Genomic DNA, 20,227 nt, shown 5'->3' with positions numbered 1-20,227 from the left:
TCCCCTCGCGGGAGAGGTCTGAATTCCGGCGCGACTTCGCTCACCGCCAATAGCGGCGCGACAAATCCAGGCACTGCCGGACCCAGTATCCGTTCACATGGATCAACTGGCAAGTGCTCGGAGGCGGCTCCTTGATGATTGGGTAGCCGTGGATGTCGATATTCGTCGGGGCCGTGACGCCGCGCCAAAACACCGCGTTGGCGGCCGGAGGATTGAAGGCGGCGGCGAACGCCGCAAGTGCGACGAAGCTCAAAAGAAGTTTGCGCATAATCTGTTTCCGGATCAATCAATGCACGGAAGCGTACTCCCTTGCGCAGGATGAGCAAGGCGCTGAATCGATCAAAATGACGGCCGGAACGTCGGTGCCGGCTGCACCGCCGCCCCCGCGTCAGCCGCCGCGAACCGCCATGCATGCGAGGGCAACGATGCCGACCGCTGTCAAAACAACCATGACCTGGAAAACCGCGCGCCCAAGAATCGCTCCCATCAAAGCTCCGTCGATCCGGCGGGATCTTCCTTCGAGTGTCCACGCGCCGCGATCTCTGGAGCATCATCGGCAGGCAAGATTCGGCTGTTGAAGTCTGCGAACTCGTCGCTTCACCAGCTAATGTCGTTCGGCGACAAGTCGATCGACCTGTTGCTTCAGCTCTGCTTCCATTTCGGAAATGACGTCGTGCGGCAGGCGAGCGCGATGCGGATCGGTCGTCTCGTGCCGCATCCTGGGCTGCTTGGTGAGCGCGGGTCGTTTAAGCGCCTGATCCTCGATCCATCGTCGAGAGGACGCATAGCCTGTCGCGCCAGCCGTCACGTCAGCGCCGTAGGGCTCGCAAGAATCCTGATCCGACTGCACAACGTTCTTCATGAGCTCTGCCTCCTGGCACTATCTCGCAAGAATTCACTTGCTCAGGCCCGAACCATTCGGCTCGTCCGGCTCGTCGCCCATCAATGACGCTGAAACCTCCAAACTTGTTCCGCACGGAACTTGCAAAGGTCTGCCGGAACAGTCCCTCATGAAGCGGGAACCAGAACCATCAGCATCCTCATTCGTTAACTCTGGTTAATCGTTCGGAGGTCGCCATGGCTTACGCGAGACCAATTCGTCAAATAGCAATTGTGGTCGAAGACGACACGATCCAGCGCGACATGATTGCGCTGTTGTTGGAAGAAGGCCATTTCGACGTCATCCAGTGCGAAGACGCCGAGACGGCAGCGCTGGCCATCAAGATGCGTCATCCGTCGCTGGTGGTCACGGACATCAAGCTCATGGGCAAAATGGATGGCGTCGAGCTTGCACGCTTGGCCGTCGATTGCGATCCGGGCGTGCGCGTTATGGTCATCTCGGGCCGGCCCCCGGACAGCGCGCTGCCTGAGGGCGTCAAGTTTTTCGAGAAGCCGGTTTATCCACCCATGCTGCTGCGAGAGCTGGCGTCGTAGATCTCGCCGATGGGTGGCCCATGCAAGACGATCCCGAAATCGATTGGCACCGGGAGCAGATTGCGAAGAACCGGGAACTGATCGCGGAATTGGAATCCGGAAATACGGCGGGGGCTGACGTGTTTCCAGAGACGCAAGCCGAGATCGATCGTCTCACGGCACAGATCGAGCAATCGGAATTGATCGTCGCCGCCTATGAAAAGGAGCACCCGCAAGACTGATCGGGCGCTCACAGTGCAGGATCGCGCCGGCGAGCCCGCGTCGTCGGGCGGGGAAACGCTGCCTACGCGAATACTTCGTCCAGCGCCGCCGAATACGCCGCCTCGACCAGCGCCGGATGCCGGCGCCCCAGCGCTTCCATCTTCACCCCGGAGTTCACCTCGAGGATTTTCCACGCGCCATCCGTGCGCACGACGTCGATCGAGGCGAAGCGGATGCCGACGGCTTGCGCGGCCTTGATCGCGAGCGCGACGCAGGCCTCGCGCATTGCGTCATCGGCGAGCAGCACGGGCTCCGCGCCGGCATCGAGGTTGTGCCGCCAGTTGAGCAGGAGCTGTTCGCCGGCGGGCGGAACGGCGTCGAGCGCGGCGGCATCGAAATCCTCGGAGAGGGCCTTCAGCTGTTCGGCCGTCGCGCTCGCCTGCGCCAGCGCGCGCAGCGACCTTATGCCGTCGCCGGTCACCGACGGGCGCGCCTTGCCGTAGACGATCAGCGCGCGCGCATCGAGCAGCACGACGCGCACCTCGTCCGCGATCTCGACATAGGGCGAGATGGCGAGACTTGGATGCGCGGCAAGGACGCGCGCGACCGCGGTCTCCAGCTGCGCCCGCGTCGTCACGCGGAACACGAGCTCGCCGGAGGTCCCCTCATTGGGTTTGATGACGAGCCCCTGCGGATGCTGCTCGAGCAGACGCTGCATCGCGTCCAGAGAGTCCGATCCCGGGATGTGCTTGCTGAGCTTCGCGCCCAAAAACAGCGTATGCGGAATGACGGGGACGCCGGCCGATGCCAGCACGTCCGCGCAGGCCGATTTGTCATTGGCGACCTGATGCGCGACCGCGCTGTTCAGCCCGACGTCGTAGCCGATCGCGAGCCGCCGCGCGTTGTCCTTGGTCATGGTGACCAGCCAGCCGCCGGACCGCACCTCGACGGCAATCGCGTGCGCCAAACAATATTTTTTGATGGTTTCCAGGAAGATTCGCTGGCTGATCAGGACCACGAGATCATTTTCCCTTCACCGCGGTTTTCGTAGCAATTAATTGCCAGATCGACGCCGATCTCAGCAAGTAAATTACGTGCAGTCCCACGTGTTAACGATGACGTCGCTGAACCTCTGCGCGAAATCGAACGACTGCCATTCTGAGATCGCAATTGCACGCCAGTTGATCTTGACTATCTCCTGCATTGGCGCAATGGACACCCGAGATCTTCAGTGATTTCGGCCACTTCCGCGCCGTCGCGAGCCGTCTAGAAATCAAACTATTCTAATTCTGGTCAGTCGAGAAAACGAAAACCCATGAGCGCGTTCTATCGAGAGAAAGTTCTTTCCGTTCAGCACTGGACCGATACGCTTTTCAGCTTCCGGGCGACCCGCGATTCCGGTTTCCGCTTCCAGAACGGGCAGTTTGCCATGATCGGCCTCGAGGTCGACGGCAGGCCGCTGCTGCGCGCCTATTCGATGGCGAGCGCCAATCACGAGGAAGAGCTCGAGTTCTTCTCGATCAAGGTGCAGGACGGCCCGCTCACCTCCAAGCTGCAGAAGATCCGCGAGGGCGACACCATCCTGGTCGGCCGCAAGGCGACCGGCACGCTGATCACCGACAACCTGATTCCCGGCAAGCGGCTGATGCTGCTGTCGACCGGCACCGGCCTCGCCCCGTTCGCCAGCCTGATCAAGGACCCCGAGGTCTATGATCGCTACGATCAGATCCTGCTGGTGCATGGCTGCCGCCAGGTCTCCGAGCTCGCCTATGGCGAGGAGCTGGTCGCCAAGCTGCGCGACGACGAACTGTTCGGGCCGCTGCTGTCCGAGAAGCTCTCGTACTACCCGACCGTGACGCGCGAGCCGTTCCGCAACCGCGGCCGCATCACCGATCTGATCACCTCCAACCAGCTGTTCAGCGACCTGCATCAGGGCCCGCTCGACATCGAGACCGATCGCATCATGATGTGCGGCAGCCCGGCGATGCTGGAAGAGCTGAAGCAGCTGTTCGAGACGCGCGGCTTCAAGGAAGGCAGCGGCAACACCCCTGGTCACTTCGTGATCGAAAAGGCGTTCGTCGAGCGTTAATCAGTCATAATAGGCTGTCGTCCCGGCGAAGGCCGGGACCCATTACCACCGTTGTTCATTTGACGAAGGCTGAGGCCCCATCAGGCCTCAGCCTTTTGCATTTGTGGTTATGGGTCCCGGCCTTCGCCGGGACGACGACCGTATGAGTGGCCTGTACCATTCCCCCGCTGCTATAACGCCCCCAACGCCGCGCGGCCATTTCCCGAACGCGGCGATCTGGGAGCAGCACCTTGTCTATCACCGATCCGGATGCACCGAAGACCGCCTTTGTGTTTGCCGGCGGCGGCAGCTTTGGCGCGATCCAGGTCGGCATGCTGCAGGCGCTGGCCGCGCATGGCGTGGTCGCCGACATGGTGGTCGGCTCCAGCGTCGGCGCACTGAACGGCGCGTTCTACGCCGGCGACCCGACGGTCTCGGGCGTCGCGCGGCTGGCCGAGATCTGGCGCGGCCTCAACCGGCAGGACGTGTTTCCGGTGACCTGGCGGACGCTGGTGAGCTTCTTGTGGCGGCGCGACTTCCTGATCCCGCATGACGGCGTCCGCAAGCTGATCGACGACTACATCCCGTTCCGCAATCTCGAGGACGCGCGGATCCCGATCCACATCGTCACCACAGACATCATCAGCGGCGACAGCGTGGTGCTGTCGGAAGGTTCGACCGCCGAGGCGATCGTCGCATCGACCGCGATCCCCGGCGCGTTCACGCCGGTGCATTACCGCGATCGTTTCCTGGCCGATGGCGCGATCTCCAGCAACACGCCGGTCCGCGTCGCGGTCAGGCACGGTGCCAAACGCCTGATCGTGCTGCCGACCGGGCATGCCTGCGCCAACCAGGCGCCGCCGGTCGGCGCGCTCGCCAATGCCCTGCACGCGCTGACGCTCCTGATCGCGCGGCAGCTCGTCAACGAGCTCGAGAACATCGGGCCCGATGTCGAGTACTTCGTGGTGCCGCCGCTCTGCCCGCTGGTCGGCTCGCCCTACGATTTCTCGCGGACTGCCGATCACATTACCCGGGCACTCGACACCACCAACGCCTGGCTCGACGGCGACGGCCTGAAGCCGGGGCACATCCCGCATGAATTGCAGCCGCACGAGCACTAGGCGAACGGTGCTCTCTCCTCATCTCCTCTGCAAGCGCACTCACATGCGCGGGTGATGACACCGCGTGGTGCGACGCCTCGAATCGAGAACCATCCCCATCGTCGTCCCTGCGAAAGCAGCGACCCATACGCCGCGGCGGACCTTGTTGAAGGGACTCGTCGTTCCAGCGTGGCCCAACAATTGGCATTTGTGGTTATGGGTCCCTGCTCCCGTGCGCAAGTGCGCACTAGGCAGGGACGACGGGTTGGAGGAGCCGCAGACCCACATCACGATTTCGGAATAGTGGAATTGTGCCGGTGAGTTGCCCGACGTGTCAAGTCGCTGTGTCGAGCGCCGGCCGCAGCCGGCTCCTTTGCATGGGGTTGTTTTCGATATTTTGGTAGTGCGCCCGCGACGGCAGGTTATCGCATCCGATCCGCTGCGCTCCATTGCAGTGCAAAAGGCGATACCGTTTCAATTTGACCGGTATCAGCACCCGCCCATTCGGGCGGTTGTCACATCTGTGACTGCTCGGCCGTATAACCGTAGTGCACTTGTTCCGCGAGTTGGATTAGGCTCGCGGCCGACAGGTCATTTGGGCAGACCGGAGGAATTTCATGGATACAGTGCTGCTTCCGTTCTCGCCACGCTTCATCGTGCTGACGATCTGCGCCGTCGTCACCGCGCTCCTGCTGCTGGTTGGAATTTTCGATCACAAGGTCTTCAAGATCGTCCTGATCCCGCTGGTCATCTTCGGCGCGCTGACATTGCTCGGCATCCGCGACCTCACCCAGAAGAACCACGCGGTGCTGCGCAACTACCCGATCTCGGCGCATGTCCGCTTCCTGCTCGAGGAAATCCGCCCGGAGATGCGGCAATATTTCTTCGAGAGCGAGAAGGACGGCATGCCGTTCTCCCGCGACACCCGCGCGGTGGTTTACCAGCGTGCCAAGATGGTGCTCGACAAGCGGCCGTTCGGCACCCAGGAGGACGTCTATCGCGAGGGCTATGAGTGGATGCACCACTCGGTGGCGCCGAAGCCGAGGGCCGACCAGAAATTCCGCATCACCGTCGGCGGCCCGGACTGCACCAGGCCGTATTCGGCCTCGGTCTTCAATATCTCGGCGATGAGCTTTGGCGCGCTCAGCCCGAACGCGGTGCGGGCGCTCAATGCCGGCGCCAAGAAGGGCGGCTTCGCCCACGACACCGGTGAGGGCGGCGTCAGCCCCTATCATCGCGAGATGGGCGGCGACATCATCTGGGAGATCGGCTCCGGCTATTTCGGCTGCCGCAACCGCGACGGCACCTTCAATCCCGACGAGTTCGCACGCGTCGCGGGTGACGATCAGATCAAGATGGTCGAGCTCAAGATCAGCCAGGGTGCCAAGCCCGGCCATGGCGGCGTGCTGCCGGCGGCGAAGGTTTCCGAGGAGATTTCCAAGATCCGGGGCGTGCCGATGGGCGAGGACTGCATCTCGCCGGCCTATCACAAGGCGTTCTCGACTCCGCTGCAGATGATGGAATTCGTCGCCCAGATGCGCCAGCTGTCCGGTGGCAAGCCGGCCGGCTTCAAGATGTGCATCGGCCATCCCTGGGAGTTCCTGGCGATCTGCAAGGCGATGCACGAGAGCGGGCTCTATCCCGACTTCATCGTGGTCGACGGCAATGAAGGCGGCACCGGCGCCGCGCCGCTCGAATTCATGGACCATCTCGGCATGCCGATGCGCGAGGGCGTCAATTTCGTCCACAACGCGCTGATCGGCATCGGCGCGCGCGATCGCATCAAGATCGGTGCCTCCGGCAAGATCGCGACCGCGTTCGACATGGCGCGCGCGATGGCGATCGGGGCCGACTGGTGCAATTCGGCGCGCGGCTTCATGTTCGCGCTCGGCTGCATCCAGTCCCTGAGCTGCCACACCGATCGCTGTCCGACCGGCGTCACCTCGCAGGACCCGATCCGCAACCGCGCGCTCTATGTTCCCGACAAGATCGACCGCGTGTACAACTACCACCACTCGACCCTGCACGCGCTGACCGAGCTGCTTGCCGCTGCCGGACTCGAGCACACCAAGGAGCTGCGCCCGATCCACTTCTCGCAGCGGTCTTCGACCACCGAGGTCTCTTCCTTCGCCGAGCTCTATCCGACGCTGCGCCCCGGCGAACTGCTCGAAGGCACCCAGGACCGCCGCTTCCGCGACGCCTGGGCGATGGCGCGCGCGGGTTCGTTCCAGCCGGCGGGGTAGGGGCTACGCTCATTACGTACCAGCGGACGCGCCGAACCATTTGGTCAGCGCCTCGGTTAGGCCGGCCTGCGTTCCCTCGCCGACCCACGCCACGTAGCCATCGGGCCGCACCAGCACCGCGGTCGGCGCCGAAACCGAGCCGTGCGCGGGAAGCTCCCATGCGCCGCGATACTCGGCATCGACCAGCTGAACCCGGTCGGTCCATCCCGTGATGGCGATGCCGTCGGGCGCGCCGAAATTCAGCAGCACTGGCCGCGCCCGGTGCAGCAGCGCGAAGACATGCATCGGGCCGTCGGCCGTGACCAGATCGAGATCGGGCATGCGGCGTCCGAGCAGCGGATGGCTGTCGTCAAGATCGTAGTGAAGGCCGAGGCCGGACATCATCGCGGCAAAGCATCTGCGCGGCTCGTCCATGCGCAGCAGGTCGGAGACGATCTCGTTCAGCGCCTTGGTGCGCGGATCGGTGCGGTTGAGCGCGACATGCGCCATGGTGTTGCGCAGCACGCGGGCCGCCACCGGATGCCGTTCGGCTTCGTAGGTGTCGAGCAGGCTGTCCGGCGCGATCTGCTTGACCACCTGGGCGAGCTTCCAGCCCAGATTCACCGCGTCCTGCACGCCGATATTGAGGCCTTGGCCGCCCATCGGCGGATGCACATGGGCGGCATCGCCGGCCAGCAGCACGCGCTGTTTGCGGTAGGTCACGGCCTGCCGGGTCATGTCGGTGAAGCGCGAGATCCAGACCGGACTGTGGATGCCGAAATCGGTGCCGTACGCGGCGACCAGTGCCTCGCTGACGTCGCGCAAGGTCGGCTCCCGGTCGGTGCCGAGTTGCCGCTCGGTCAGCACCAGCCGCACCCGCCCGCCATCCTCCGCCTTGCCGATCGCTGAGGTGCCGGTGTCGTGCTGGCGAAAGCCCCATTCCGGCTCGCCCACCATTTCGGCCTCGGCAATCAGCCAGCTCGTGGTCGGATCCCACCCGGCGAATTCGATGCCGGCCGCTTTGCGGACGAGGCTCCGGCCGCCGTCGCAGCCGACGAGATATTGTGCCCGGAGCGATTGGCCGTCCGACAGTTCGACATCGACGCCGGCGTCGTCCTGCGTGAAGCCGGTCACGTCGCGCGCGCGGATAATCGGCACCGCCAGTTCGCCGACCCATTCGCCGAGCAGGCGCTCGATATGGTTCTGCCGGAGCCCCAGCGTGAAATTGCGCCGGGTCGGAAAGTCGGTGATCTCAAGCGGAACCAGATGCGAATGGAATAGCACCGCCGGATGGCGCGTTCCTAGCGCGACGAAGCGATCGCCGATGCCGCGCTGATCGAGCACCTCGATGGTGCGCGCGTGCAGGCCGCCGGCCCGCGCGCCGATCAGGTCCTCCCTCGCGCGCCGCTCGACGATCGCAACATCTATTCCCGCCAGCGCCAACTCGCCCGCCAGCATCAGCCCGGTCGGACCTCCGCCGGCAATCACCACAGCATGTTCCCGCATCCCGCACTCCTCCGTTCGATTGGGCGCGCGTTCTACGGGATGACCCCGGGCTTGCGGCAAGCCCGGGGGGTCTACATATATCTGAGTGGGGAGAGGGCGTTTGCTCTATCGAACCAATTCAGCCCATTGCCAGAAGAGTCTGTAGCCCGGATGGAGCGGAGCGCAATCCGGGTTTTTCGCGCGCGGATGGAGCGCCCCCGGATTTCGCTGCGCTTCATCCGGGCTACGCGCGCTGGCGATGCAAACTCGCTGTCGTCCCGACGAAAGTCGGGACCCATAACCACAGGATCGTGTGGTTGGATTCGCTGTCGCCTCGGCTCGCTCTAACGACAATCAGCGGTGGTTATGGGTCCCGGGTCGCGCTGCGCTTGCCCGGGACGACGTGGGATGTGGTGAACCTCAGAACTCGCCGTGGATGCGGCCGGAGAAGATGTGCACCGGGCCGCGGTCGGCGTTGTAGGCGGGGTTGGTGATGAACTGATAGTCCGCGGTCAGCGTCAGGTTCTTGTTCACCTGATAAGCGTAGTAGGTCTCGAAGATCCGCTCCGGGCTGTAGTTCAGCGCGCCGTCACCGATCAGCAGACCGAGGCCGCCGGCGGCAAGGTAGTCGCGATGCGCTGATGACAGCCCGTTGATCGCGCCGCCGATGCCGATCGTGTCGTTCGCCCGTCCCCACCTGCTGCCCTTGATCGACAGGCCGCCCGACACGCTGCGATCGACATCGGTGAACGACAGGATTTCGTTCTGACCGTCGTTCCAGCTGAGGCGGCCGAACAGGCCGACATCCTTTGCGATCTGCTGCTCGCCGTTCAGATAGAAGCCGTATTTCAGATTGTCCTTGCGGATGCCGGCCATCACGTCGTTGATGTCGAGCCCCGGATTGGCGTCCTCGATCGCGAGCGCCTGGGCGTAATTGCCGGTGTTGCCGCGGTTGCCGAACACGCCGACGCGCAGCTTGCCGGGCTGATCGAAGATCGAATAGCGGCCCTCGAACTCGACCACCGCGCCGCCGGTGTTGAACACCAGAACGTCGCTGTTCGGTGCGTTCGGCACCTGGAACACGCCGGCGCGCACCGCCCAATCCTTGCGGTTGAGCTCGACCACGGCGCCGCGGGTGTAACCGGGCAGGTCGGCCGGGAAGTCGTAAGCGGCGGACGCCCACATCGCCCAGTTCATGAAATCGGCGCGCGGGTCCTTGGCGTAGGAATTGCCGTCAAAGAAATCGCCGACCGCAAAGCGCCCGACCACGAGCGTGAGGCGGTCGATATCGCGCTTGCCGGCGATCTGGTTCGGGCCGTCGGCGACGTCTTCCTGCTCACCGCCGAAGCCGAAGGTCTGCTTGAAGTAGTAGCGCTGCGGCCGGATTTTCGGGAACGGCGCGCCGGCCTTCTGCGCTTCGCCGTTCGAGAAGCCGGCAAGGCCGAGCGTGCCGTTGAGGCCAAAGCCCTGCGCGGTTTCCGGGTTGAAGTAGAACTCGCCGCCTTCCCAGAGCCGCACGCCGAGAAACGCCGTCGTGGTCCAGGTCTGCTGCAACTGCCCCGCGCCGGGAAGGCTGTTGGTGCCGGCATAGGGCGAGCGGAAGGACGGATAGGTCTGCGGCAGCAGCGTCGTCTGGCCGTGCACGCTCCAGTCGCTCGATTCGGGCAGCGCGGTGCGCGTCGGCGTTGCCGACCATGCCGAGTCGCCAAGCTGATAGTTGAGGCCGAATTTCAGCAAATGGATGCGCGGGTCGATGCTGACGCCGGGCAGGCCGAAATCATTGAGGCCGAGCGTGCGGCGCGACAGGTCGACGTAGTCGTATTCGACCTTGGCGGTCCAATTGCCGCTCACCGCGAATTCGGCGCCGGCGCCGACGGTCCAGCCGGTCTGGTACTGGCCGGGCTCCGAGATCACCTCGCCCGCGGCGTCGTTGACCCGCACCTGGCTGTGGCCCCAGGCGAAGCCGCCGGTCACGTAAGGCATCCAGGTGCCGAAAGAGTAGCCGGCGCGGCCGCGCAGCGTGCCGACATAGTCGATCGACGAATTGAAGGGGCCGAGCACCCGCCGCGGCAGGTCGGTCGGGCCGGTGAAGGTCGCATCCGCCTCGACGCCGAGAACGAAGCGGTTGGCGAATTCCTTGTTGTATCCGACCTGGAAGCCGCCGATCCCGCCGGTGATGGTGGGCGGGAAGAACACGCCCTGTTCCAGGATCGGATCGGTGCCGGGGCCCAGCGTGCCGTCGCCATAACCGACATGGGCGCCGACATAGAATCCGGTCCAGCTGTAGACCGCCCTGGCGGCGGGGGATTTGAGCGCCAGATCGGCCGCGGTCGCCGGCGCGCCGAAGGTTGCCGCACCGAGCGCTGCGCCGGCGGCGATCTGGACCCGGAAGAGGCGGACGCAGGTCATGACGCGGCTTTCCGCGAACGAGTGGCGGTTTCGCCCGGCATCACTGCAGATTTGGTGACCGCTTGCCACCCGAGATTTGAAATCATCGCCCGCCGTCCCCGGTCCGATCTGTGTCGTCCCATCAAAGCCAGATCAGCACCTAGCATCCCCTGTTGCTTATTGCAAATAATTCGCAATAGCAACTGAGGCGCACCCAATACCGTTCCGATTTGCACGCCACCGTGACAGTCACGTAACAGCGCGAGGCGGCAGGCCACATCGGCGGCGATCAGCCGCGTGTCGGTGGCAAACCGGTCGCGACCCGACCGTTCAATCGATGCCACCATTGTCCTCGTCCTTTGTGTTGATGAATGCCGGCTGCGATGCCCTGCCGATCACGACCCGCGCGCCGGCCCGTTCGACACATCGCGCCATCGACAGCGCCGTCCGCAGCCCGGCGTTTGAGATTGTGCGTTTCCGGTGGAGCGCGGCCGCGCCGCGCAGGATGGCGCTCGCCAGCCTGAGCAGCACGAGCGCGCCCCATCGCCGTCCGCGACTGAGCGCGGTCACGCTCCCACCGTGGCGAGCTGGACGATGCGCAGCAGCACGAGGCCGGCGGCGACGACGAGATAGCCGCGCAGCACGATCATCCAGATCCGGCTCAGCGGGCTGAGCCGCGCCGGCGGCAGCCGGTCGAGCGGCGGCATCCGCCAGCTGTCGCGGTCGACATGAAAAGACTCTCGCAGCGGCTTGCGCTTGAAGCGGAACGACGCGTTGCGTCGCGACGACATCTCGCAGAACTTGACGGCCGCCGTCACCCCGAGCGCAAGCACGCTGCCTCCGACGAGGATGCCGATGATCCAGGCCTCGCCGAGATCGGGGAACAGCACCGCCGCGGTCAGGATCACCGACAGCATCACCAGCCCCGCGACCACCGCGCCGGTGAACACGTTGAGTTTGGTCGAATTGACCCAGGGACCGAGGATGTGGCGGTCGTTGCACAGCAGCAGCAGGAACACGGTCGCGCTCGGCAGCAGCACGCCGGCCAGCGTCTGCACCGCGTTGGTCAATAGTCCGAGCGGCGTGCCCGGCGTCAGCACCAGCACCGCCGCGAGCACGATCAGGCCGCAATAGACGCTGTAGAAGCCCTTCGCGTCCCACGGCTTGCGGTGCAGCGAGTGCTTGACCGCGAACACGTCGCCGATCGCATAAGCGGTCGCGAGGGAGACTGCCGCAGCACCGATGATGCAGGCATCGAGCAGCGCAAGGGCGAACAGCACCGCCGGCAGCCGGCCTGCATATGTCTCGAGGCCGACCGCGGTCCCCAGCGCGTCGGTGTAATTGCCGAATTCGGGCTTTCCTGCGAACACTGCCGCGCAGAACGAGATCATCGCGACCGCGCCGACCACCACCAGCACGATGCCGATGCACAGATCCATCCGCTCATAGCGGATGAAACGCGGCGTGATCCGCTTGTCGACGATGTAGCTCTGCTGGAAGAACAATTGCCACGGCGCCACCGTGGTGCCGACGATGGCAACGATCAGCAGCATCACCTCGCTGAGCTTGGCGTCCTGCGGCATCTTCGGCACGAAGAAGTCCGCCGCGATCTGCCCGACCGGCGGATGCACCATCAGGATCACGGGTACCAGCAGCAGGCTGCCGGCGACCAGCACGATTCCGAAGCGTTCGAAGCGGCGGAAGTCGCCGGTCGAGACCGCCAGCATCACGATAACAGCCGAGGCCAACACGCCCCAGAACTGCGAGACGCCGAGAAAATGAAGTGCGAACGTGATGCCGATGAACTCGGTGACGATGGTTAGCGCGTTCAATACCAGGAGGTCGATGACGCTGAAGGCGCCCCAGAACTTGCCGAAGCGCTCGAAAATCAGCCGCGCATGGCCGACCCCGGTGACGGCGCCGAGCCGCACCACCATCTCCTGGTTGACGTAGAGCACCGGGATCAGCAGCAGAAGCGTCCACAGCAGCGTGGTGCCGTAATTCTGTCCGGCCTGGGTGTAGGTGCCGAACGCGCCGGCGTCGTTGTCGCCGACCATCACGATCAGGCCGGGGCCGACGATCGCCAGCAGCGTCTTCAGCCGGGCCAGCAAGGTCGCGCGCGGCGCGGTGTCGTCGCGCGCGATGCTGCCGAGCGCGCCGTGGATGTCGCCGGCATGCGCGCTGTCGAGAATGGCGGTTGGTGTGGTCTTGCTTTCGGTCATTTCGCGTCTCCTCGCCGCCTTTCGGCACGGCGGGAGGGACGCAGGCGTCGTCAGGCGCGCACGTCTCCGCTGCCGTGAGCAGCGGCATTTCCAGATGTGATGCAGATCGAGAATCCCGTTGCCGCGCCTGAATGCCGCGCAACGGGGCAACTAGGTCCTTCGTCCATGTCGGCCTCCTAGGCGCACAGCCGCGGCTCTGCCGCGGCGTGACGCGTGGCTGTTGCGCGCGGGCCGAAACGCCGGCCCGCGCGCCGCTGCTGATCGAGATCACCGCCGCTGTCGTCGACGATCCAACGGCATTCCAGGCGGCCGTCGATCAGGACCCAATGACAGGCCGGGGTTGGACGCCGGCGGCGGCCCGCCAGGCGGCGAAAGCCCGGCAGGTTGTCATTGCAATGAATGGCGGCCGGCGGCGGCATGCGCCGCGGCTCGACTACGCGCCGCGGGTTTGCTTGCCGAAATTTTGCGAGCTTTTCGAACATCGCTCACCTCCACTTCCGCTGGTCGCGGCAGGCCGGTGAGGAGCAGTGGTCAGCTTGGGCGCGACCACCCGTCCACGCAGGCGAGGTCTGCGCGATCAGTCTTGCTGTGTTGCGGCGTCACCAGTCCCGGCATCGCCGGTCTACTGTCGCCTGAGTTGCTACTGCCCATGTGCCTTCTGTGCTGGCTCGTGGATCGACTTGTCTCCGGAGATAGAACCCCCGGCGCGGAACGAACGTTCCGATCATCGGGCACTACGCCCGCGACAATGGCCTGTCAAGCCGATTCCGCTATCCTCCGGGGAGGATCATGATTATCCTCCGGGGAGGATAGGAGAGCCAGATGTCCGACGACCATCCGCACGCTGCGATCGCCAAACGCTTGAAGCGCGCCAACGGCCATCTCGACACCATCGTCGAGATGATCGAGCAGGGCCGGCCTTGTGCGCAGATCGCCCAGCAATTGCAGGCGGTGGAGAGCGCGATCGAGAGCGCCAAGAAGGCGCTGATCCACGATCACATCGGTCACAGCCTGGAGGAGACGCTGAAGGCGTCAGGGCCGAAAGGGCGAGCCGTGCTGCGCGATTTCAGGCTGGTCGCGAAGTATCTGTGATCGCCGCGTTCAAGAATTGACCCGCCCGGGGGGATCGCCGGACGGGTCGGTTGCGACACGGGGTGGATGAGGACCCGTGCCGAACGCAGGATCCGCAGTCCTAAAGAACCAGTCGATCAGTAGCAGCTGCGCACGCGGCCGATGTAATTGCCGTAGGCGTCGAACTGGCGCACCCAGCCGCAGCGCCGATAGCCACCGCCGTAGTAATAGCCGTCGCTGGCCGCGATCGCGCTGCCGACAACGGCGGCGCCGACGAGACCTGCGCCAACGCCCCAGCCCCAGCCATAGGGCTTCGCTTCAGCCTGCGACGTCGTGGACGCGATGGTGCCGGTCACGGCGAGCGCGGTGAGGGCGAGGGCGGCGAACTTGGTCTTGATCGACATGGAATACTCCATCCTGTGTGGGCGGCGCCGGTGTGGTCCGCATGCCCGTTGGACGGAGGCTGTCCGGTTCCGGTTCGAAGACCGGGGCGGAAATATGGTTTCGCGAATTGTTTCGTCGCGCTTGTCAGGACGAAGCAATCGCGGTCATTTGCCGCGAAATACGCTGGGATCGAACCTGTCGACATCGGCGAGCAGCTCGCAGAACGCGCGCGCGCCGTGCTCGATCAGCTTCTCGCCCTTCTCGGCCGAGGCCTTGGTCGCATCGCCGATCGCGCCGCTCGGATTGAGGTCCTGCGCCTGCCAGGCGAACGGCGCCGGCCGCTGCGTCGACAGAAAGCGATGATCCTTCTCGATCCGCACGCTGGCCGGCTTGAAGTCCGCGATCGCATCCTTGCGCACGGCGTGCGGATATTTCGCCAGCATGATCGAGGTCTCGACCGCGCCGCCATGGATGCCGTGGCGCAGTTCGCCAGCGTCGAACAGCCCGTCGGGCGCGCCGAAGCGCGACCAGCTCGTGGTCACCACCAGCATCTGATGGTGCGCGCGCAGATCCTGCGCCACCAGCTGCATCGCGGCGGAATTGCCGCCATGGCTGGTCACGATCACGAGCTTCCTGACGCCTGCGCGCGCCACGCTCTCGCCGAGCGCCATCCAGCTCCTCAGCGCCACGTTGGTCGGCAAGGTCAAGGTACCCGGAAAATCGATGTGCTCGGTTGAGATGCCGACCGGCTGCAACGGCAGGAACGTGGCGGGAGTGGTCGCCGGCAGCAACTCTCGCACCCGCGAAAGATAGGCCTCGCTGATCATGACGTCGGTTCCGAGCGGCAGATGCGGCCCGTGCTGCTCGGTCGCGGCCAGCGGCAGCACCGCAATCCAGCGCGCGGCCGTATCCTTGGCGATATCGGGCCAGTGGATGGCGGTCCAGTCGCGGGGCGGAAGCTGAGAAGTCATCAAGCCGGTCGTTTCAATACAAGCGTTTCACGGGATGGATTTGCAGGCTAGTTTGTTTAACATCATAACGGGTTCGCGTCTCCGGGCGCGGTCCACGTCTTCCCGCCTTCCATCATGGGCCATAATGATCGACGGAGTCCAACCATGATCCCGGCCTTTTTGCTGCGAGCGTTAACCACAAGCCTTCTGACCGCCGCGCTTTGCGTTGCCGCGGCGCTTGCCCCGGCGCGGGCGCAGACCTCAGACAAGACCTTGGACAAGGTCTCGTTCGGCACCAATTGGGTCGCCGAGGGCGAGCATGGCGGGTTCTTCCAGGCGCTCGCCGACGGCACCTACAAGAAATACGGGCTCGACGTCACCATCGTGCCGGGCGGTCCGAACGAGAACAACCGCATGCTGCTGATCGCGGGCAAGCTCGACTTCTTCATGAGCGCGAACTCGCTGCAGACCTTCGACGCCGTCACCAACAACGTGCCGCTGGTCGCCGTCGCTGCCATGTTCCAGAAGGACCCCCAGGTCTTCCTGACCCATCCCGAGGTCAAGGCCACGAAGATCGAGGATCTGAAGCCGCTCACGCTTTTGATCTCGAAGGAGGGCATCACCAGCTACTTCCAGTGGCTGAAGTCCGAATATGGCTTCGATGAGAACAAGGTGAAGCCCTACACCTTCAACCCGCAGCCTTTCATCGTGAACAAGCAGACCGCGATGCAGGGCTACGTCACCTCGGAGCCCTTCGCGGTCGAGAAAGCCGCCGGCTTCAAGCCGAACGTGCTGCTGCTTGCCGATTACGGCTTCAACTCCTACTCGACGCTGATCGAGACCCGCCGCGACCTGGTCGACAAGAAGCCTGACCTGGTGCAGCGCTTCGTCGATGCCTCGATCGTCGGCTGGTACCACTACGTCTACGGCGACAACTCGGCCGGCAATGCGATGATCAAGAAGCTCAATCCCGACATGAACGACGAGCTGCTCGCCTATTGCGTCGCCAAGATGCGCGAGCACGGCATCGTCGATTCCGGCGATTCCATCAAGAACGGCATCGGCGCCATGACCGACGAGCGGATGGCGAGCTTCTTCGACAAGATGGTGCGGGCCGGCGTGGTCAAGAGCGCCATCGACTATCGCCAGGGCTACACGCTGCGCTTCGTCAACAAGGCGGTCGGCGCCGAGCTCCGGCCGAAGAACTGACGGGTGCGGACGGGCGATGGCGGAGCCTGCGTTGTCTGGATCTGATGCAGCGTCGGCTGTGCGCCTGCGCGGCGTCAGCAAGACCTATGACAGCGGCGTGAGGGCGCTCGGGCCGCTCGACCTCGACGTGAGGCGCGGCGAGTTCGTTTCGCTGCTCGGGCCCTCCGGTTGCGGCAAGTCCACCGCGCTGCGGCTGATTGCAGGTCTCGCCACGCCAAGCGCCGGCACGGTCGAGGTCTCGCATCATGGCGCGGAGCAGCGCGGCAGCCACCGCATCGGCTTCGTATTTCAGGAGCCAACCCTGATGCCGTGGGCTACGGTGCGCGACAATGTCCGCCTGCCGCTGAAGCTCGCCCGTGCGCCTGCGACCGGCGCCGATGTGCGCATCGATGCGGCGCTGGATCAGGTCGGGCTTGCGGAGTTTGCCGACGCTTATCCGCGCGAACTGTCCGGTGGCATGAAGATGCGGGTGTCGCTGGCGCGCGCGCTGGTCACCGATCCGGATGTCCTCTTGATGGACGAGCCGTTCGCGGCGCTCGACGAGATCACGCGGTTTCGCCTCAACAACGACCTGCTGTCGCTGTGGCGCACCCTGCACAAGACCGTCATCTTCGTGACGCACTCGGTGTTCGAGTCGGTCTATCTGTCCGAGCGCGTGATCGTGATGACCGCGCGCCCGGGCCGGATCGGCGCCGAGTTTCGCATCACCTCGCCGGAACCGCGCGGCGAGGAGTTCCGCACCTCGGCCGAATACGCCGCGTTCTGCCGCGAGGTCTCCAGCGCGCTGGCGCCATCCTATGCAGGGCAGGCGGGCGCATGAAATCTCCGCAGGACCTCGTCCGTTTTCTGCTGCCGCTTGCGGTGTTCGCCGCTGGCCTCCTGCTCTGGGAAGCCATCGTCCGCGGCTATGGCATCCAACCTTACGTGCTGCCGAGCCCGCTGTTGGTGCTGAAGACGCTGGTTGCGGACTGGCCTATCCTGTCGCAATCGCTCGGCGTCACGCTCCTGACCACGCTCGAAGGCTTCGTTGCCGCGGCAGTCGGCGGCATCGTGCTGGCGCTATTGTTCAACCAGTCGAAATGGCTGGAGTATTCGCTGTTTCCCTATGCCGTGGTGCTGCAGGTTACGCCCGTTATCGCGATCGCGCCGCTGCTCCTGATCTATCTGCAGCAGCAGACCGCGGTGATCGTCTGCGCCTGGATCGTGGCGTTCTTTCCGGTGCTGTCGAACACGACGCTCGGCCTCAATTCGGTGGATCGCAACCTCGCCGGATTGTTTCAACTTTATGGTGCCTCACAGCTGCAGACGCTGCTGTTCCTGAAGCTGCCCGCGGCGCTGCCCTATATCCTCGGCGGTCTGCGCATCGCCGGCGGGCTGTCGCTGATCGGCGCCGTGGTCGCGGAGATCGCGGCGGGTAGCGCCGGCGCCGGCTCGGGCCTCGCCTTCCGGATCGCTGAATCGGGCTACCGGCTGAATATTCCCCGCATGTTCGCAGCACTTCTGCTGCTATCGCTGGCCGGGATTGTCATTTATGGGTTGCTGGCGCTAGTTTCGCATTTGTTGTTGCGGCGTTGGCATGAAAGCGCGTTAGGAAAGGACAGTTGATGGCCCCGATTTCTTCCGAAAAGATCGATCTGTTGATCTATGGACCGATCCGGCCAATCCTCGAAAACGGCTTTCCCGATCAATACGTGCTGCACCGTGCCGAGAGCCGCGGCGACCTCGAGCGGCTGACGCCCGATACGCTGGCGAAGATCCGCGGCATCGCCGTCACCTATCACACGATGGCGACCGACAAGACCGCGCTGGCGATGTTTCCGAAGCTCGAGATCGTCGGCAGCTTCGGCGTCGGCTACGACCACGTCGATTCCGCCTATGCGCGCGATCACAATATCGTGGTCACCAATACGCCCGACGTGCTGACCGAGGAGGTCGCCGATGTCGCGATGGGCCTGTTGATCGCGACGTTGCGCGAATTCGTCAAGGCCGACCGCTACGTGCGCTCCGGGCTGTGGCAGACCCAGAATTATCCGCTCAGCGTCGGCTCGCTGCGCGACCGCAAGATCGGCATCGTCGGCATGGGCCGGATCGGCCAGGCGATCGGACGCCGGCTCGATGCGTCGCGGGTGCCGGTGTCCTATCACTCGCGCAATCCGTCCAAGGACGTCTCCTACAAGCACTATCCCGATCTGATCGAGATGGCGAAGGCGGTCGACACCTTGATCGTCATCGTGCCGGGCGGCGCCTCGACCGCGAAGATGATCAATGCCGACGTCTTGAAGGCGCTCGGTCCCCGCGGCGTGCTGATCAATGTCGCGCGCGGCTCGGTGGTTGACGAGCCGGCGCTGGTCGCGGCGCTGAAATCCGGCACCATCCTGGCCGCCGGTCTCGACGTGTTCGCGGCCGAGCCGAACGTGCCCGACGAATTGAAGGCGATGCAGAACGTCGTGCTGCTGCCGCATATCGGTTCGGCCTCGGTGGTGACGCGCAACGCGATGGACCAGCTCGTGGTCGACAACATCAAGAACTGGTTCGCCGGCAAGCCGCCGCTGACGCCGGTTGCCGAAACGCCCGTCAAGGATCGCTGATGTCGTTGTCCCGCTTCAACGCCGTGCTGTGTCTGCTGCTGGCCGCGTGCGGTCCGGCGGCGGCGCAGGACGTCACGACGTTGAAGAAGGACATGATCGGGCAGTGGGAGCTCGCCACCACCGAGCGCAGCAAGACCTGCGTCGTGACGCTGAAGGGCGATACGGCGCCGCAAGGCTTCAAGCTCGAGCTCGAGCCCGCCTGCGCCGCCGCGCTGCCCTTCACCAAGGACATCACCGGCTGGAGCATCAAGGGCCTCGGCGACATCGTGCGGCTGCACAATGCCGCCGGCGAGACCGTGATCGATTTCACCGAGGTCGAGACCGGCATCTTCGAAGGGATGCGCACCAATGAGGGCGTCTACATCCTGCAAAACCTTGCCGCGGCGCGCTCGCTCGCCAAATCGATGGACCAGATGATCGGCGACTGGTCGATGGTGCGCGGCAACGGCCAGGCGATCTGCACGCTGGTGCTGACCAACACCGACGCCGGCAACGACAATTTCCAGGTGTTCCTGAAAGGCAAATGCGATCCCGCGGTCGCTTCCTTCAACCCGACCATGTGGCGGCTCGATCACGGCCAGATGATCCTGATGTCGGCCAAGGGGCAGACCTGGCAGTTCGAGGCCGACGACAACGCCCAGTGGCGCCGCGTCCCCGACAGCGCCGATCCGCTGATCATGCTGCGGGAGCAGTAGATCGGGTGCTGGCTTCGTAGCCCGCATGAGCGCAGGCGATATGCGGGATTTCGCCGGTGCATTCCCCGGGTATCGCTTCGCTCACCCGGGCTACGGGATTGCCACAAGCTCCGTGTCGTCCGTGCTTTCGCAGGGACGACGATGGGGCCGGTACGATCTACTTCTGCCCGAAAATAATTCCCTTTCCCATGTCGATTCACCCCCTCCCGG

At 64.5% G+C, this 20,227-nt stretch carries 22 protein-coding genes; 11 read left to right on the top strand and 11 right to left on the bottom strand.

What is annotated here, in order from left to right:
- Positions 1-40: 40 nt before the first annotated feature.
- Both QA635_RS40070 and QA635_RS40065 read right to left on the bottom strand, forming a co-directional pair.
- Positions 41-268, bottom strand: a complete 228-nt coding sequence (locus QA635_RS40070) for a hypothetical protein (protein WP_028337614.1) — start codon at positions 266-268, stop codon at positions 41-43.
- Between the two features lie 336 nt (positions 269-604).
- Entirely contained in the window at positions 605-862 is a 258-nt protein-coding gene (locus QA635_RS40065; RefSeq protein WP_283065515.1) for a hypothetical protein, read from the bottom strand.
- Positions 863-1,077: 215 nt separating this feature from the next.
- On the opposite strand from QA635_RS40065, the gene QA635_RS40060 reads away from it, so the two are divergent.
- Positions 1,078-1,434, top strand: coding sequence for a response regulator (locus QA635_RS40060; protein ID WP_076832727.1), 357 nt, complete (start codon positions 1,078-1,080; stop codon positions 1,432-1,434).
- Positions 1,435-1,454: 20 nt separating this feature from the next.
- A complete protein-coding gene (locus tag QA635_RS40055; protein ID WP_283065513.1) occupies positions 1,455-1,655 on the top strand; it encodes a hypothetical protein in 201 nt (66 codons plus the stop codon).
- 62 nt (positions 1,656-1,717) lie between these two features.
- Here QA635_RS40055 and QA635_RS40050 read toward each other — a convergent pair whose 3' ends face one another.
- Positions 1,718-2,653 carry an ATP-grasp domain-containing protein gene (locus QA635_RS40050; RefSeq protein WP_283065511.1) on the bottom strand — a complete coding sequence of 312 codons (936 nt, stop codon included), beginning with the start codon at positions 2,651-2,653 and terminating at the stop codon, positions 1,718-1,720.
- A 297-nt stretch (positions 2,654-2,950) separates the two neighbouring features.
- On the opposite strand from QA635_RS40050, the gene QA635_RS40045 reads away from it, so the two are divergent.
- The 3 genes from QA635_RS40045 to QA635_RS40035 all read left to right on the top strand — a co-directional run bounded on the left by QA635_RS40045 (position 2,951) and on the right by QA635_RS40035 (position 7,046).
- Positions 2,951-3,724, top strand: a complete 774-nt coding sequence (locus QA635_RS40045; protein WP_076832718.1) for a ferredoxin--NADP reductase — start codon at positions 2,951-2,953, stop codon at positions 3,722-3,724.
- 230 nt (positions 3,725-3,954) lie between these two features.
- Positions 3,955-4,824: a patatin-like phospholipase family protein gene (locus QA635_RS40040; RefSeq protein ID WP_225163096.1), complete on the top strand. Its 870-nt coding sequence runs from the start codon at positions 3,955-3,957 to the stop codon at positions 4,822-4,824.
- Between the two features lie 596 nt (positions 4,825-5,420).
- The gene (locus QA635_RS40035) at positions 5,421-7,046 is read left to right on the top strand and encodes an FMN-binding glutamate synthase family protein (RefSeq protein ID WP_283065507.1); all 1,626 of its coding nucleotides are present in this window, start codon (positions 5,421-5,423) and stop codon (positions 7,044-7,046) included.
- 12 nt (positions 7,047-7,058) lie between these two features.
- Here the strand turns inward: QA635_RS40035 and QA635_RS40030 are convergent, their stop codons facing one another.
- The 6 genes from QA635_RS40030 to QA635_RS40005 form a co-directional block, all read right to left on the bottom strand.
- Complete coding sequence (locus QA635_RS40030) at positions 7,059-8,531, bottom strand: FAD-dependent monooxygenase (RefSeq protein WP_283065505.1); 1,473 nt, start codon at positions 8,529-8,531, stop codon at positions 7,059-7,061.
- 399 nt (positions 8,532-8,930) lie between these two features.
- A complete protein-coding gene (locus tag QA635_RS40025; protein ID WP_283065504.1) occupies positions 8,931-10,919 on the bottom strand; it encodes a carbohydrate porin in 1,989 nt (662 codons plus the stop codon).
- The gene (locus QA635_RS40020) at positions 10,916-11,245 is read right to left on the bottom strand and encodes a hypothetical protein (RefSeq protein WP_283065503.1); all 330 of its coding nucleotides are present in this window, start codon (positions 11,243-11,245) and stop codon (positions 10,916-10,918) included. The genes QA635_RS40025 and QA635_RS40020 overlap by 4 nt, the downstream gene beginning before the upstream one ends.
- A complete protein-coding gene (locus QA635_RS40015) occupies positions 11,229-11,468 on the bottom strand; it encodes a hypothetical protein (RefSeq protein WP_283065501.1) in 240 nt (79 codons plus the stop codon). Before QA635_RS40015 ends, QA635_RS40020 begins: the two co-directional genes overlap by 17 nt.
- On the bottom strand, positions 11,465-13,120 hold the full coding sequence (locus tag QA635_RS40010) for an Nramp family divalent metal transporter (RefSeq protein WP_283065500.1): 1,656 nt from the start codon (positions 13,118-13,120) through the stop codon (positions 11,465-11,467). The genes QA635_RS40015 and QA635_RS40010 overlap by 4 nt, the downstream gene beginning before the upstream one ends.
- Before the next feature lie 176 nt (positions 13,121-13,296).
- Complete coding sequence (locus QA635_RS40005) at positions 13,297-13,602, bottom strand: hypothetical protein (RefSeq protein WP_283065497.1); 306 nt, start codon at positions 13,600-13,602, stop codon at positions 13,297-13,299.
- A 340-nt stretch (positions 13,603-13,942) separates the two neighbouring features.
- On the opposite strand from QA635_RS40005, the gene QA635_RS40000 reads away from it, so the two are divergent.
- Positions 13,943-14,212: a metal-sensing transcriptional repressor gene (locus QA635_RS40000; protein ID WP_283065495.1), complete on the top strand. Its 270-nt coding sequence runs from the start codon at positions 13,943-13,945 to the stop codon at positions 14,210-14,212.
- 116 nt (positions 14,213-14,328) lie between these two features.
- Here the strand turns inward: QA635_RS40000 and QA635_RS39995 are convergent, their stop codons facing one another.
- Together QA635_RS39995 and QA635_RS39990 are read right to left on the bottom strand one after the other, a co-directional pair.
- On the bottom strand, positions 14,329-14,595 hold the full coding sequence (locus QA635_RS39995) for a hypothetical protein (protein ID WP_225645463.1): 267 nt from the start codon (positions 14,593-14,595) through the stop codon (positions 14,329-14,331).
- A 144-nt stretch (positions 14,596-14,739) separates the two neighbouring features.
- Positions 14,740-15,546: a creatininase family protein gene (locus QA635_RS39990; RefSeq protein ID WP_283065491.1), complete on the bottom strand. Its 807-nt coding sequence runs from the start codon at positions 15,544-15,546 to the stop codon at positions 14,740-14,742.
- A 144-nt stretch (positions 15,547-15,690) separates the two neighbouring features.
- On the opposite strand from QA635_RS39990, the gene QA635_RS39985 reads away from it, so the two are divergent.
- Genes QA635_RS39985 through QA635_RS39965 form a run of 5 tightly spaced genes read left to right on the top strand, consistent with a single transcriptional unit; the run spans position 15,691 to position 20,017 of the window.
- The gene (locus tag QA635_RS39985; protein ID WP_069280433.1) at positions 15,691-16,734 is read left to right on the top strand and encodes an ABC transporter substrate-binding protein; all 1,044 of its coding nucleotides are present in this window, start codon (positions 15,691-15,693) and stop codon (positions 16,732-16,734) included.
- Between the two features lie 16 nt (positions 16,735-16,750).
- Complete coding sequence (locus QA635_RS39980) at positions 16,751-17,554, top strand: ABC transporter ATP-binding protein (protein WP_425249107.1); 804 nt, start codon at positions 16,751-16,753, stop codon at positions 17,552-17,554.
- The gene (locus QA635_RS39975; RefSeq protein WP_076832691.1) at positions 17,551-18,339 is read left to right on the top strand and encodes an ABC transporter permease; all 789 of its coding nucleotides are present in this window, start codon (positions 17,551-17,553) and stop codon (positions 18,337-18,339) included. Before QA635_RS39980 ends, QA635_RS39975 begins: the two co-directional genes overlap by 4 nt.
- Entirely contained in the window at positions 18,339-19,322 is a 984-nt protein-coding gene (locus QA635_RS39970; protein ID WP_092083215.1) for a 2-hydroxyacid dehydrogenase, read from the top strand. Before QA635_RS39975 ends, QA635_RS39970 begins: the two co-directional genes overlap by 1 nt.
- Positions 19,322-20,017 carry an AprI/Inh family metalloprotease inhibitor gene (locus QA635_RS39965; RefSeq protein WP_283065482.1) on the top strand — a complete coding sequence of 232 codons (696 nt, stop codon included), beginning with the start codon at positions 19,322-19,324 and terminating at the stop codon, positions 20,015-20,017. Before QA635_RS39970 ends, QA635_RS39965 begins: the two co-directional genes overlap by 1 nt.
- Positions 20,018-20,227: the final 210 nt, after the last annotated feature.

The sequence above is a fragment of the Bradyrhizobium brasilense genome (assembly GCF_029714345.1).
GTDB lineage: Bacteria > Pseudomonadota > Alphaproteobacteria > Rhizobiales > Xanthobacteraceae > Bradyrhizobium > Bradyrhizobium australafricanum.
This window is presented reverse-complemented; position numbering and strand designations above follow the sequence as displayed.

Coding starts and splice junctions, on each gene's coding strand:
- QA635_RS40065 (WP_283065515.1), bottom strand. CDS start 862: ATGAAGAACGTTGTGCAGTCGGATCAGGATTCTTGCGAGCCCTACGGC.
- QA635_RS39985 (WP_069280433.1), top strand. CDS start 15,691: ATGATCCCGGCCTTTTTGCTGCGAGCGTTAACCACAAGCCTTCTGACC.
- QA635_RS40045 (WP_076832718.1), top strand. CDS start 2,951: ATGAGCGCGTTCTATCGAGAGAAAGTTCTTTCCGTTCAGCACTGGACC.
- QA635_RS40030 (WP_283065505.1), bottom strand. CDS start 8,531: ATGCGGGAACATGCTGTGGTGATTGCCGGCGGAGGTCCGACCGGGCTG.
- QA635_RS39965 (WP_283065482.1), top strand. CDS start 19,322: ATGTCGTTGTCCCGCTTCAACGCCGTGCTGTGTCTGCTGCTGGCCGCG.
- QA635_RS39975 (WP_076832691.1), top strand. CDS start 17,551: ATGAAATCTCCGCAGGACCTCGTCCGTTTTCTGCTGCCGCTTGCGGTG.
- QA635_RS40060 (WP_076832727.1), top strand. CDS start 1,078: ATGGCTTACGCGAGACCAATTCGTCAAATAGCAATTGTGGTCGAAGAC.
- QA635_RS40070 (WP_028337614.1), bottom strand. CDS start 268: ATGCGCAAACTTCTTTTGAGCTTCGTCGCACTTGCGGCGTTCGCCGCC.
- QA635_RS39980 (WP_425249107.1), top strand. CDS start 16,751: ATGGCGGAGCCTGCGTTGTCTGGATCTGATGCAGCGTCGGCTGTGCGC.
- QA635_RS40000 (WP_283065495.1), top strand. CDS start 13,943: ATGTCCGACGACCATCCGCACGCTGCGATCGCCAAACGCTTGAAGCGC.
- QA635_RS39995 (WP_225645463.1), bottom strand. CDS start 14,595: ATGTCGATCAAGACCAAGTTCGCCGCCCTCGCCCTCACCGCGCTCGCC.
- QA635_RS39970 (WP_092083215.1), top strand. CDS start 18,339: ATGGCCCCGATTTCTTCCGAAAAGATCGATCTGTTGATCTATGGACCG.
- QA635_RS40035 (WP_283065507.1), top strand. CDS start 5,421: ATGGATACAGTGCTGCTTCCGTTCTCGCCACGCTTCATCGTGCTGACG.
- QA635_RS39990 (WP_283065491.1), bottom strand. CDS start 15,546: ATGACTTCTCAGCTTCCGCCCCGCGACTGGACCGCCATCCACTGGCCC.
- QA635_RS40010 (WP_283065500.1), bottom strand. CDS start 13,120: ATGACCGAAAGCAAGACCACACCAACCGCCATTCTCGACAGCGCGCAT.
- QA635_RS40020 (WP_283065503.1), bottom strand. CDS start 11,245: ATGGTGGCATCGATTGAACGGTCGGGTCGCGACCGGTTTGCCACCGAC.
- QA635_RS40005 (WP_283065497.1), bottom strand. CDS start 13,602: ATGTTCGAAAAGCTCGCAAAATTTCGGCAAGCAAACCCGCGGCGCGTA.
- QA635_RS40025 (WP_283065504.1), bottom strand. CDS start 10,919: ATGACCTGCGTCCGCCTCTTCCGGGTCCAGATCGCCGCCGGCGCAGCG.
- QA635_RS40055 (WP_283065513.1), top strand. CDS start 1,455: ATGCAAGACGATCCCGAAATCGATTGGCACCGGGAGCAGATTGCGAAG.